General features: G+C 46.5%; 15 protein-coding genes and 1 pseudogene. 9 read left to right on the forward strand and 7 right to left on the reverse strand.

Features of this window, described 5'->3' with window-relative positions:
* A pseudogene (locus B3180_RS12580) lies at positions 1 to 516 on the forward strand (UDP-N-acetylglucosamine 1-carboxyvinyltransferase); the annotation flags it as partial.
* Between the two features lie 13 nt (positions 517 to 529).
* Here B3180_RS12580 and B3180_RS12585 read toward each other — a convergent pair.
* From B3180_RS12585 to B3180_RS12595, 3 genes are all read right to left on the reverse strand, one after another.
* Positions 530 to 1,579, reverse strand: coding sequence for a trypsin-like peptidase domain-containing protein (locus B3180_RS12585; RefSeq protein WP_286844916.1), 1,050 nt, complete (start codon positions 1,577 to 1,579; stop codon positions 530 to 532).
* A gap of 63 nt (positions 1,580 to 1,642) precedes the next feature.
* Positions 1,643 to 3,001: a DegQ family serine endoprotease gene (locus B3180_RS12590; RefSeq protein ID WP_278358273.1), complete on the reverse strand. Its 1,359-nt coding sequence runs from the start codon at positions 2,999 to 3,001 to the stop codon at positions 1,643 to 1,645.
* Between the two features lie 88 nt (positions 3,002 to 3,089).
* The gene (locus tag B3180_RS12595) at positions 3,090 to 3,551 is read right to left on the reverse strand and encodes a YhcB family protein (protein ID WP_199494251.1); all 462 of its coding nucleotides are present in this window, start codon (positions 3,549 to 3,551) and stop codon (positions 3,090 to 3,092) included.
* Positions 3,552 to 3,670: 119 nt separating this feature from the next.
* Here B3180_RS12595 and zapE point away from each other — a divergent pair, with 119 nt between their 5' ends.
* The 8 genes from zapE (at position 3,671) to B3180_RS12635 (ending at position 9,761) form a co-directional block, all read left to right on the forward strand.
* Positions 3,671 to 4,765: a cell division protein ZapE gene (zapE, locus tag B3180_RS12600; protein WP_278358287.1), complete on the forward strand. Its 1,095-nt coding sequence runs from the start codon at positions 3,671 to 3,673 to the stop codon at positions 4,763 to 4,765.
* A gap of 197 nt (positions 4,766 to 4,962) precedes the next feature.
* Positions 4,963 to 5,391 carry a 50S ribosomal protein L13 gene (rplM, locus tag B3180_RS12605; protein ID WP_054489830.1) on the forward strand — a complete coding sequence of 143 codons (429 nt, stop codon included), beginning with the start codon at positions 4,963 to 4,965 and terminating at the stop codon, positions 5,389 to 5,391.
* A 17-nt stretch (positions 5,392 to 5,408) separates the two neighbouring features.
* Positions 5,409 to 5,801, forward strand: coding sequence for a 30S ribosomal protein S9 (gene rpsI, locus B3180_RS12610; RefSeq protein WP_054489832.1), 393 nt, complete (start codon positions 5,409 to 5,411; stop codon positions 5,799 to 5,801).
* Positions 5,802 to 6,026: 225 nt separating this feature from the next.
* Positions 6,027 to 6,617, forward strand: coding sequence for a ubiquinol-cytochrome c reductase iron-sulfur subunit (gene petA / locus B3180_RS12615; protein ID WP_054489835.1), 591 nt, complete (start codon positions 6,027 to 6,029; stop codon positions 6,615 to 6,617).
* A complete protein-coding gene (locus tag B3180_RS12620) occupies positions 6,617 to 7,885 on the forward strand; it encodes a cytochrome b (protein ID WP_199494249.1) in 1,269 nt (422 codons plus the stop codon). Before petA ends, B3180_RS12620 begins: the two co-directional genes overlap by 1 nt.
* On the forward strand, positions 7,882 to 8,616 hold the full coding sequence (locus tag B3180_RS12625; protein WP_054489839.1) for a cytochrome c1: 735 nt from the start codon (positions 7,882 to 7,884) through the stop codon (positions 8,614 to 8,616). The genes B3180_RS12620 and B3180_RS12625 overlap by 4 nt, the downstream gene beginning before the upstream one ends.
* Before the next feature lie 84 nt (positions 8,617 to 8,700).
* Positions 8,701 to 9,324 carry a stringent starvation protein SspA gene (sspA, locus tag B3180_RS12630; protein WP_054489841.1) on the forward strand — a complete coding sequence of 208 codons (624 nt, stop codon included), beginning with the start codon at positions 8,701 to 8,703 and terminating at the stop codon, positions 9,322 to 9,324.
* Between the two features lie 26 nt (positions 9,325 to 9,350).
* Positions 9,351 to 9,761, forward strand: coding sequence for a ClpXP protease specificity-enhancing factor (locus B3180_RS12635; RefSeq protein WP_222236424.1), 411 nt, complete (start codon positions 9,351 to 9,353; stop codon positions 9,759 to 9,761).
* A gap of 23 nt (positions 9,762 to 9,784) precedes the next feature.
* Here B3180_RS12635 and dolP read toward each other — a convergent pair whose 3' ends face one another.
* The 4 genes from dolP to B3180_RS12655 all read right to left on the reverse strand — a co-directional run.
* Positions 9,785 to 10,360, reverse strand: coding sequence for a division/outer membrane stress-associated lipid-binding lipoprotein (gene dolP / locus B3180_RS12640; RefSeq protein WP_278358272.1), 576 nt, complete (start codon positions 10,358 to 10,360; stop codon positions 9,785 to 9,787).
* 5 nt (positions 10,361 to 10,365) lie between these two features.
* Complete coding sequence (locus B3180_RS12645) at positions 10,366 to 10,908, reverse strand: SIS domain-containing protein (RefSeq protein WP_199494246.1); 543 nt, start codon at positions 10,906 to 10,908, stop codon at positions 10,366 to 10,368.
* Positions 10,909 to 10,910: 2 nt separating this feature from the next.
* On the reverse strand, positions 10,911 to 11,261 hold the full coding sequence (locus B3180_RS12650; RefSeq protein WP_199494245.1) for a YraN family protein: 351 nt from the start codon (positions 11,259 to 11,261) through the stop codon (positions 10,911 to 10,913).
* Positions 11,239 to 11,483, reverse strand: a 245-nt coding sequence (locus B3180_RS12655; RefSeq protein ID WP_286844923.1) for a penicillin-binding protein activator, incomplete at its 5' end; no start/stop codon positions are given. The genes B3180_RS12655 and B3180_RS12650, both read right to left, overlap by 23 nt.

Here is an 11,483-nt window from a genome sequence, read left to right on the forward strand (position 1 = left end):
GGTTCTATACGGTGCGAAAAAACTGACCCGGCCAGTCTGGATGCTGTACTGAAAAAACTGGAAGAAGCTGGCGCTGAGGTCGAAAAAGGTGAAGACTGGATCACGCTAAAAAGTCAGGGACGCCCCAAAGCGGTGAATATTATTACCGCGCCTCACCCGGCTTTTCCGACTGACATGCAAGCCCAGTTTTGTGCATTAAATGCAATTGCAGAGGGCACCGCAGGTATTCGTGAAACGATTTTTGAAAACCGGTTTATGCACATTCCTGAGCTAAGGCGTATGGGTGCAAATGTAGAGTCGGAAGGCAATACTGCCTTATGCCATGGTGTAGAAGAACTAACCGGCGCTGAAGTTATGTGTACTGATTTACGCGCTTCGGCATCGTTAGTTATCGCAGGCCTGGTAGCGACTGGAGAAACGGTCGTCGAGCGTATTTATCATATCGACCGTGGTTATGAGTGCATTGAAAAGAAACTACAAGGTTTAGGTGCTGATATTGAGCGAGTGACGGCTTAGTCGCCGTCTGCTTTTAACGAGGTAACTCGGCAACGGTTACCGTGGTTGTCATGCGTTTGTTGCCACGGTAAAACTCTACTTCCAATTCGGTACCGGGTTCGCTATTGGCTACTCTGTCCAGCCCTTCGGAAGCAGTACGAACAGGCTCTCCGTCAATAGCGACCAGAAAATCATTGCGTCTCAGGCCGGCTGAAGCTGCTGGTCCTCCCGCTTCAACGTCTGTAATTAAGATCCCTGATAAAGACTGCTCTTCACTGAAATTTGGGTTAACACTAATACCAATGTAGCCACGAACCACTTTGCCTTCTTGAATGAGTGTTTTCATCACTTTGCGTGCATTTTCATAGGGCACGGCAAAATAGATCCCTTCACCACCATCACCGAAAGCGGAGTTGTATCGGGCGTTATTAATTCCTATTAGCTCGCCGGCGGTATTTACCAATGCCCCCCCAGATGCGCCTTGGTTGATAACAGCATCCATTTGAATTAAGTCAGAGTAGGAGTTACTGACGCCTACACGTCCGCCGCTGGCACTGATGATTCCTTGAGTTATTGTCTGACCAATGTTGTAGGGGTTACCTATAGCAAGAACACTATCACCAACCTGAATGCGGCGTGTCGACTGAACTGGAATAACAGGAAGGTTGTCGGCATCAATTTTAAGTACGGCCAGGTCAGTGTAACGGTCGCTGCCAATTAACTGAGCGGCGTAACGACGCCCGTCCTGTAAAGCGACCTCAATTTGATCGACATTATCTACGACATGGTGAGCGGTCAAAATGTAACCCTGAGAGTCCATAATAACGCCGGAGCCCAAGCGCAAGACCCTAGATGACTGTGGTTGGTAATATGAACCTTGTATTTCGCCCATACTGTATATATTAACCACTGCAGGGGCGGCTTTACGAACGGCCTGGTTAAAAGAAATAACTTCGGAATTGGTTTGCCTTAAAGACTCAGACTGCCCCCAGAACGGCTGACTGATAATGACAATGGCCGCAACAACCAAGCCTAAACCGACTGACTGAAACAAGAATCGTAGGGTTGAAGAGAGTCGCTGCATACCTGTTTCCGATTAAATTAAGTGGTATCAGCATAGCACTGATACCACCTGTCTGTCACAATCTCAGTTAGCGTTGCGCAACACAATAAAGAGTGAGCTGCTGTCGCGTTTTATATTTAACGCAATGACGCCGGCCTTATCTTCAATGGCGGCTCTGAGTTCAGCAATGGAACTGACTGCCTGTCGATTCACACCCTGAATAATATCGCCCTTTTCAAGGCCAATTCGGGCTGCAGGTGAGCGTTCTTCGAGCTCAGATACTTCTATACCTTTGCCTGAATCAGCTGCGGCGAGAGTTGCTCCTTCCAGAGCCGGGTGGATAGAGGCTGCGGTTACTGAGGTGTCTTGCGCTCCTAAAGTGACGCTGATTGACTGCTCCTCGCCGTCTCGAATAATACCAAGTTCGATTGACTTACCGGAGCCTATCGAGCCAACCATAGCTCCAAGCTCGGAGAATGAGCGAATGGTCTGGTTATTTACCGATATGATGACATCGCCAGACTCAATACCTGCCTCAGCTGCCGAGCTACCGGGTACTACCTGAGAAACAAAGGCCCCGCGATTAACGGGAATATTCAGTGCCTGAGCCACATCATGGGTCAGGTCGTTGCCTCTCACACCCAGAACGCCTCTGCGAACTTCACCGAATTCAATCAGCTGTTGAACCAGGTTATTCATCATGTCCGACGGAATGGCAAAACCGATACCGATATTACCGCCATTGGGGCCAAGTATTGCGGTGTTTATGCCAATTAACTTGCCGTCTAAGGTGACCAGTGCGCCGCCTGAGTTACCACTGTTGATCGCTGCATCGGTTTGTATAAAGTTTTCTAATTCTTCGATACCTAACCCGCCACGGCCTAATGCACTCACAATACCCGAGGTGACCGTTTGTCCAAGACCAAAGGGGTTGCCAATAGCAACCACGAAGTCGCCGACACGCAGGTCTGAAGACTGGCCGAGTTCGATAGTGGTAAGGTTGTCACCATTTTCAATTTTCAGCAGTGCAACGTCACTGCGTTTGTCGGTGCCGATAACCTTGGCGTCAAACTCGCGGCCATCTTTTAGGGTAACCAGAATTTCAGTTGCATCGTCAATGACATGGTTATTTGTGACGACATAACCGTTCTTGGCATCAATAATCACGCCAGAACCCAGCCCCTGAAATGGATGCTCGCGAACTTGTTCGCGCGGTGCATTAGGTCCGAAGAAAAAACGAAGCGCATCCGGTAGTCGTTGTCTGACCTCGCGCTTTCCTTTTACGGAAATGTTGACAACAGCAGGTGTAACCTCTTCCAGCATAGGTGCCAGAGTAGGTTGTTCGTCGTCATTGCCAAAAAATGGGATCCCGGCCTGAGCCGAAGTAATAGGGGTAAAACTAAAAATAAAGAGTAAACTGAATAAAGCTAATACTCGTTTCATGGTTTGAGTGACTCCTTAATAAAGCACTAACAAGCGGTCTGCGAGTTAAGACCGCTTGTTAGTTATATGAGTTCACTCTAAAAGTGTTTCAAGATGTTTTTGAGGACTCTTTTTCCGATTTTTCTTCGTAACTATTTGAGAATAAGCCGCTGGAACCTTCGGTGTAATCGCGAGGCATGTCGTTAGCACTATAACTGTCACGACCAGAGCGGTGGTCTTTGTTCAGAGAGTTGGCTACGCGCAACTGCTTAAGGGTATCTTCAGCGAAAAAAGGTAAGTCGCTTTGAACATCGCCTTTTTCAAGCAATTCGGCACTTTGGCTCAAATAGCTTTGCAGACGCTGTTGTGTGTCGGCCAGTTGTTCTACCATGGCATTGGCCGTTGCAAAGTGTTCGGCAACTTCTCGCTGGTAGTCGGTTAAACGCTGTTGGCTTTGCTGAACTTGTTCTTCAAGGTCGCCTGACTGACCTTTTGACTGACTGTAACGAGCTGCGAAAAAGCCAATGATTGCACCGGCAATGACCAACAGAACTCCAATAATCCAACTCATAATTAACTCCTGAACAAGCTGCTACAGCTTCGAATGATTGCTGCGCTTCACCTTCATGGTAACATATTACCTATTAGGATAATCCCAACTGAGGTGAAGTGGTAGTGTCCAAACAGCAAATGTCTCCATTAGAACGTTATCAGTATGATATCGAACACAATGGCTTCTCGGAAGATGAAGCCCAGCTTAATGCCGTTAAACATTTGCAAAGACTGCATGATGAGCTTATCGACTGGCACCATTACCACACCTTATCGGCCTGGCGAAAGCTTCTAAGCAAAGAGCCGGAGAGGCCTCAGGGAATTTATTTCTGGGGTGGTGTAGGCCGTGGTAAAACCTATTTGGTTGATACTTTTTTTGAGAGCTTGCCAGTTGAACGTAAATGGCGCATTCATTTCCATCGTTTTATGCATCGAGTTCATAACGAATTAAAAATGCTGGATAAGCAAAGCGATCCTTTACGTATTGTGGCGGACAAGATCGCCGATGAAGCACTAATTGTCTGTTTTGACGAGTTTTTCGTACAGGACATTACCGATGCTATGTTGCTGGGTAAGCTGTTTGAGTATTTATTTGAGCGGGGTGTGGTGTTGGTTGCCACGTCGAATATTATTCCGGACGATCTTTATAAAAATGGCCTGCAACGAGCGCGTTTTATTCCGGCGATTAAACTTATCAAGCGGCACTGTGAAGTGGTGAATGTCGACAGTGGTATCGACTACCGCTTAAGAACACTGACACGAGCTGAAATTTTTCACTCACCGCTGGATGACCAGGCTGATAAAAACTTATGGCAGTATTTCAAAGAGCTGGCACCGGAGTGCAAAGACCGGTACGAATCAGACTGTATTGATATCGAAGGTCGGGATATTGACGTAAGAGCAGAGTGTGACGACGTTGTGTTCTTTGATTTTGCTTCGATTTGTAAAACAGCCCGCAGCCAAAACGACTACATGGAGATAGCGCGAATTTATCACGCTGTCCTGATCAGTAATGTCGAACAAATGGGCGCGGGAAAAGACGATACCGCCAGACGTTTCATCGCGTTAGTGGATGAATTTTATGAGCGTCGGGTGAAGCTGATTTTATCCGCTGAAGTCGATATCGAATCGTTATATACCGAAGGCCAGTTAACTTTTGAGTTCCGTCGCTGCGTCAGCCGTTTGCAGGAAATGCAGAGTCAGGAATATCTTGCTATGGCACATAAAGCATAAATTTCAGAAAATGCGTGATCTTTAACCGCATTTTTCCTATAATCCGCGCAGCCCACGTTACAGTCCGTTGTGTTACCTAACGTAATGCAGCGGTCGCAGCAGATAACTAAATGATTTTCATCATTTTTTTATTGTTGTGATTCGCGGGGAAGCCCGGAATTACTGTCCGTGAACTTTTAAAATGTAGGTTTTATACAATGAAAACATTTGTAGCCAAGCCAGAAACGGTAAAACGCGACTGGTACGTAGTAGACGCTGAAGGCAAAACTTTAGGTCGTTTAGCTACTGAAATCGCTCGTCGTTTACGCGGCAAGCATAAGCCTGAGTACACGCCTCACGTTGATACCGGCGACTACATTGTCGTCATTAACGCTGAGAAAGTTGCCGTTACCGGTAACAAAGCTCAGGACAAGATGTACTACTCGCACACTGGATTTCCGGGTGGTATCAAATCAATCAGCTTTGAAAAACTGATTGCTAAGAAACCAGAGATGGTCATTCAGAAAGCGGTGAAAGGTATGTTACCCCGTGGTCCATTGGGTCGTGCCATGTTCCGTAAACTGAAAGTGTACGCAGGTACTGAGCATAACCATATTGCTCAACAACCTAAACAACTGGATATATAATACGGAGCAAGAACACTATGGCAGATAATCAATACTACGGTACTGGTCGTCGCAAAAACTCCACGGCTCGCGTATTTTTGCGTCCTGGTAGCGGCAACATCAAAATTAACAACCGTGAACTGAACGAATACTTCGGTCGTGAAACGGCTCAAATGGTTGTTCGTCAGCCGTTAGAGTTAGTTGAAATGACTGAAAAGTTTGACTTGTACATCACTGTAAGTGGTGGTGGTACTACGGGTCAGGCTGGTGCAATTCGTCACGGTATTACCCGTGCATTAATGCAGTACGACGAAGCTCTACGTAGTCCGCTACGTAAAGAAGGTTACGTTACTCGTGACGCTCGTCAGGTTGAACGTAAGAAAATCGGCTTGCATAAAGCACGTAAACGTCCACAGTTCTCGAAGCGTTAATTCGTCTTCATTTATTGTGGCAAAACCCAGCTTCGGCTGGGTTTTTTTATGTCTGATCGAAATAGAAATACCGCGATAATAGCGGCTATTAAGCTTGTAAAAAGTGTGTCTTTTCATTATCATCTCAAAGCATTTTCTGTAATCCGCATAAGCGGACAAAGCAGCAGCTAATTCCCGACTTCGCGACAAAGTATCGTGGAGCGTCCAAAACTGGAGAGTAGATGGATGAGCAATGCGCCTGTAGATAAAGGCCGCCGTCGTTTTTTGACTGTCGCAACCTCTGTGGTAGGTGGTGCCGGAGCGGTAGCAGTAGCCGTTCCCTTCATAAGATCATGGAACCCGAGTGCGAAAGCGAAAAACGCGGGTGCGCCCGTAGAAGTGAATATACGCAAGGCTGAACCTGGCCAGCTAGTCCGTGTGAAATGGCGCGGAAAGCCAGTCTGGGTGGTGCGTCGTACCCCCGATATGCTGGAAGGGTTGTCTAAAGTTGAAGATCGGCTTCGCGACCCTAATTCGGAAGAACCACAGCAGCCTGAGTACGCTCAGAACCAACACCGTTCAATCAAGGAAGAATTCTTTGTCGCCGTTGGTATCTGTACCCATTTAGGTTGTTCCCCGTCCTATCTCGAAAAGGGAATGGGAGACCATGTTGATGGCGTTGAATCTGGTTTCTTCTGCCCGTGTCACGGTTCGAAGTTTGATATTGCAGGTCGTGTTTTTGAAAGCGTTCCAGCACCTCTGAACTTAGTCGTGCCGCCGCATTATTTTATCGACGAGAACACCATTTTGGTGGGTGAAGATAAGGGGCAAGCATAATGTTTAAGCGATTTGTAGAGTGGATGGATGCCCGCATCCCCATGACAAAAACCTGGAACATCCACCTGGCACAGTATCCAGCTCCGAAAAACTTCAACATGTGGTATGTTTTCGGTTTCTTGGCAACTATTGTATTAATTAACCAAATTCTGACCGGTATTTGGCTTACCATGAACTACGTACCAAGTGCCGAAGGCGCATTTGCTTCGGTCGAGTACATCATGCGTGACGTTGAATACGGTTGGCTGTTGCGTTACATGCACTCCACTGGGGCATCAGCGTTTTTCGTGGTGGTCTATCTGCATATGTTCCGCGGCATGATGTACGGTTCTTACCAAAAACCACGGGAATTAATCTGGTTGTTTGGTATGTTCATCTTCCTGGTATTAATGGCGGAAGCCTTCATGGGCTACTTGCTACCATGGGGACAAATGTCATACTGGGGTGCTCAGGTTATTATCTCCTTGTTCGGTGCAATTCCGGTTATTGGTGATGATTTAACTTTGTGGATCCGCGGTGACTACGTTATTTCGGGCGCTACGTTAAACCGTTTCTTTGCACTGCATGTCATTGCTTTACCATTAGTGCTGGTTATTTTGGTCTTCTTGCACATCGTCGCTTTGCACGAGGTCGGTTCTAACAACCCCGATGGTGTTGATACGAAGAAGCCTAAAGGCTCGGTTCCTGACGAAGAGAAGCCGAAATTTAAGTTCCATGAGCGCTTCACGAACAAGAAAGACATTGTTGATTCCATCCCGTTTTATCCTTATTACATCCTTAAGGACATGTTCGGTTTTGGTATCTTCTTGTTCTTCTTCTGTTACGTTATTTTCTTCAATCCGGAAATGGGCGGCTTTTTCCTTGAGCCACCGAACTTCGAACCAGCGAACCCGCTGAAGACACCAGAGCACATAGCTCCGGTATGGTACTTCACTCCGTTCTACGCTATTTTACGTGCGGTTCCGGATAAGCTATTTGGCGTCATTCTCATGTTTGCTGCCATTGCCTTCCTGGCCTTATTGCCTTGGTTAGACCGTGGTCGAGTACGCTCAATTCGTTATCGTAGCCTATTGCATAAGCTGAACTTAACCGTATTCGCGATCAGCTTCGTTGTACTGGGTTATCTGGGAACTCAGCCTGCAACTCCTGTTGCAACCGTGTTCGCACAGATATTTACGTTCCTGTACTTTGCATTCTTCGGGCTGCTCTGGTTCTACAGTAAGCGCGAGAAGACTAAACCGGTACCAGAAAGGGTGACGTCGAAATGAAAAAACTGTTAATCGCTCTTATAACTTTGATTCCGTCGCTGGTTTTTGCGGCGGGTCCTGAAGTTCCATTAGATAAGGCCGAAGTCGATTTACACGACAAGGCCTCGTTGCAACGCGGTGCGCAGTTATATATGAACTACTGTCTGGGTTGTCATCAGCTGGAGTATCATCGCTATAACCGCACCTTTGAAGATCTTGGTATCCCACAAGAGCTGGGTGAGAAGCACTTACAGTTTACTGGCAATAAAGCCGGTGACCTTATTACCAATAATATGAATTCAGATTCCGCTGCGAATTGGTTTGGTACAGCTGTACCGGATTTAACCAATGTTGCTCGTGTACGTGGTGCGGACTGGATTTATACTTATTTACGCTCATTTTATAAAGACGAAAGTCGCCCATTTGGGGTTAACAACGCAGTATTCCCTAACGTGGGTATGCCGCATGTGCTGGAAGAACTTCAGGGGCTTCCTGAAAAAACCTACGAAGAGCGTATGATAGACGGCGAAATGAAAGACGTTTACGTTGGTATTAAAACCGATGGAAACGGTCGCCTGTCTGAAAGCGAGTACGACCAAGCGATGCTAGATTTAACAGCGTTCCTGGTATACACCGGTGAGCCTATGTTGTTAGAGCAGCGTCGAATGGGTTGGTTTGTCTTTGGTTTCCTGCTGGTATTCACTATTTTGGCATGGTTACTGAAGAAAGAGTTTTGGAAAGACCTCAAATAATCGAGGCTTATCAGTCTGTTAGACAACGACTTAGTAAAGGGTGGCTTGCCACCCTTTTGCCGTTGATATTATCTGGAGAAAGGAATGGCTGTTGCAGCAAATAAACGCTCAGTAATGACGTTATATTCAGGAAAGGATGACTTAAAGAGTCATCAGGTACGTCTGGTGTTAGCTGAGAAAGGTGTTGGTGTCGAAATTACGTATGTGACCGACGAAAGTACGCCGGAGGATCTGTTACAGCTTAACCCGTACCCAGAGGCTACGCCGACTCTTGTTGACCGTGAACTGGTGTTATATAACGCACAAATTATCATGGAGTATCTTGATGAGCGTTTCCCGCACCCGCCACTGATGCCGGTGTACCCGGTTGCCCGTGGTACAAGTCGTCTTATGATGTACCGTATTGAGCGTGACTGGTACAGTCTGGCTGAAAAAATTCAGCAAGGCGATGCACAGGCAAGGCAGGAATTGAAAGAAGGCATACTTTCTTTGGCTCCTATATTTGCCGACACGCCTTATTTCATGAGTGAAGAATTCAGCTTAGTCGATTGTTATTTGGCACCTCTGCTATGGCGTTTACCAGCTTACGGCATTGACCTGGAAGGGCAAGGTGCAAAAGAGATCAAGCAATATATGGTACGTTTATTTGAACGCAAAACGTTCCAGGACTCTTTAACGGAAGAAGAAAAAGAGCTCGCCCGTCATTAATTTCATCGACGTCGAGGAGTAGTGCTATGACGCCGAAAAGACCTTATCTACTTCGTGGACTGTACGAATGGATTGTTGATAACGATCTGACTCCGCACTTGGTTGTTGACGCAACCATTGTCGGCACGGTTGTGCCACAAAACTTTGTGAGTGAAGGCCAGATAGTTCTTAATATTTCACCAACAGCAGTTCAGAACTTACAGTTGGCGGACCATGAGGTGCGTTTTAACGCACGTTTTGGTGGGCAGCCCATGCAGGTTGTTGTTCCTATGACGGCGGCATTAGCTATATACGCCCGTGAAAATGGAGCTGGTGCTATGTTTGAGGCCGAGCCCGAGCTGGATAAAATGCCCGAGCTTGACGAAGAAGAGCAGAGCAACACTGAAACTGAGCAAAAGTCAGCGAAGAAAAAGCCCAACTTAAAAGTTGTTAAGTAAGAATTTAAAGCACTAACGCTTCACTAACGCTTAATGGTTAGTGCTTTAATAACTCGTCCTACACCATCAACATTTCTTGCAATTTCAACAGCAGCCTCTGCTTCCGCCTGACTAACATGGCCTAGCAGAAATACCTCGCCGTTTTCTGTTACCACTTTTATGTTGGTGGCATCTATGGACTTATTATTCGCAAACTTAAGTTTCACTTTACTGGTTATCCAGCTGTCGCCTGCGCGAACCGTTGCAGAAGCTTTTGAGCCAATACGCAGTTGATTGAAAATTTTATTAATGCCATTCGTATCTCTAATGACATCTTCTGCTCTTCTTTTCAAACTCTCGCTGGGCACCTGGCCAATCAACAGCACGTTGGTATCGTAGCTCACCGCAATGACGCGAGAATCCTCAAGCTGCTCATCGTTCCCCAGTTTGGCGTTCGTTTTCATTTCAATCGTTTGATCGTCTACCTGCGTGCCTATGGTACGTGGGTCTGTTGCAGACGAGATACCAACTGCGGCAGCGCCAACTGCGACAGCAGCGCATCCTTGTAAGGCTAACAAGATGATAAAAATGACGGGTAAAGCGAGTTTAGATAAAGTCATACGCGTCAGTGCTCCTGAGGGAAGATAGTATTTTCTATTTGTTCACATAGACCATGGACAATAAATAACTGGGTTTCCAGTATACGAGCGGGATTTAAACTTGGCACACGCAGTTCTATGTCATTAGCCCCTAATAAACCGGAAACAGAGTCATTACCTTCTCCGGTTAGGGCAATGATTAACATGTCGCGGCTAATTGCTGTTTCCATAACGGAGGTTAGTTCTTCATTTTCCTGATTATCGGCTATAACTATCAAAATGTCGCTAGCCTGACCCAATGCTGCCAGTTGCTTTTGCTTGCCCGAATTCAGGGCCAGCACTGGAAAAGGAGGCCGTTCGAGCTTCATCCCCTCTGTCATGAGATTGGAAAAATGCTGTGCAACCACTCCTGTGGTTCGGTCTCCGCAGCAAAAAACGCGTTGACCATTGAGCAGGTTAGCCACTAACAACTCCACTGTGGTTGCCATGTCATCGGTCAGGCTCTCAACTGCGGAGATCTGTGTCTGTATGCTCTCTGTGAAAAGCGCTTTAATTAGCTCGTCATTCATAATTAGAATGCGTCCTTAAACCATTCAATTTTTGTTGGGTGACCGACTACTGCAATAACGTCAAAACGTATTGCTGCGGTATGTTCGTCTATATTATTACTGAGTAAATAGTAACGAGCAGTATGCCTTACACGCCTACATTGTTGCGGCTTAATTTGCTCAAGTACTGAAGCGAAGTGCTCATGTTGCCGATACTTAACCTCGCAAAAGACCCAGTAATCTCCGTCTCGGGCTATAATATCAATTTCACCGCCGTCAATGCGGTAATTTTTGCAAATAATTGTAAGACTATTCTTTTCCAGAAATTCTGCCGACAGTAACTCCGCGTGCTTACCTGTTGCTACTTCCTGCATTATTTGACTCCTTAGCTAAGGCTATTTTCCCCTTAGTAAAGGTAGCCCAGGTTAGTTCACGTTGAACCACTGAGTCATTGATGTGGAGGTTGCCACTAAGTCCGCTCCAGGTAAGCCCCGGCATACGGTTCATCATTTCTAATCGTTGTATTAATGACACACTGTCATATCCCATTGCGGCTAACCTTGCTAGTGAAAGTCCCCAACCATTGCGTAGCTCAA

The sequence above is a fragment of the Idiomarina sp. UBA4206 genome (assembly GCF_002383015.1).
GTDB classification, from domain to species: Bacteria; Pseudomonadota; Gammaproteobacteria; order Enterobacterales; family Alteromonadaceae; genus Idiomarina; species Idiomarina abyssalis.

What these genes read in the sequence shown, in the direction of transcription:
- dolP (WP_278358272.1), bottom strand. Translation starts at nt 10,360, where the DNA reads ATGACTTTATCTAAACTCGCTTTACCCGTCATTTTTATCATCTTGTTA.
- sspA (WP_054489841.1), top strand. Translation starts at nt 8,701, where the DNA reads ATGGCTGTTGCAGCAAATAAACGCTCAGTAATGACGTTATATTCAGGA.
- B3180_RS12635 (WP_222236424.1), top strand. Translation starts at nt 9,351, where the DNA reads ATGACGCCGAAAAGACCTTATCTACTTCGTGGACTGTACGAATGGATT.
- zapE (WP_278358287.1), top strand. Translation starts at nt 3,671, where the DNA reads ATGTCTCCATTAGAACGTTATCAGTATGATATCGAACACAATGGCTTC.
- B3180_RS12590 (WP_278358273.1), bottom strand. Translation starts at nt 3,001, where the DNA reads ATGAAACGAGTATTAGCTTTATTCAGTTTACTCTTTATTTTTAGTTTT.
- rpsI (WP_054489832.1), top strand. Translation starts at nt 5,409, where the DNA reads ATGGCAGATAATCAATACTACGGTACTGGTCGTCGCAAAAACTCCACG.
- B3180_RS12625 (WP_054489839.1), top strand. Translation starts at nt 7,882, where the DNA reads ATGAAAAAACTGTTAATCGCTCTTATAACTTTGATTCCGTCGCTGGTT.
- petA (WP_054489835.1), top strand. Translation starts at nt 6,027, where the DNA reads ATGAGCAATGCGCCTGTAGATAAAGGCCGCCGTCGTTTTTTGACTGTC.
- B3180_RS12585 (WP_286844916.1), bottom strand. Translation starts at nt 1,579, where the DNA reads ATGCAGCGACTCTCTTCAACCCTACGATTCTTGTTTCAGTCAGTCGGT.
- rplM (WP_054489830.1), top strand. Translation starts at nt 4,963, where the DNA reads ATGAAAACATTTGTAGCCAAGCCAGAAACGGTAAAACGCGACTGGTAC.
- B3180_RS12645 (WP_199494246.1), bottom strand. Translation starts at nt 10,908, where the DNA reads ATGAATGACGAGCTAATTAAAGCGCTTTTCACAGAGAGCATACAGACA.
- B3180_RS12650 (WP_199494245.1), bottom strand. Translation starts at nt 11,261, where the DNA reads ATGCAGGAAGTAGCAACAGGTAAGCACGCGGAGTTACTGTCGGCAGAA.
- B3180_RS12595 (WP_199494251.1), bottom strand. Translation starts at nt 3,551, where the DNA reads ATGAGTTGGATTATTGGAGTTCTGTTGGTCATTGCCGGTGCAATCATT.
- B3180_RS12620 (WP_199494249.1), top strand. Translation starts at nt 6,617, where the DNA reads ATGTTTAAGCGATTTGTAGAGTGGATGGATGCCCGCATCCCCATGACA.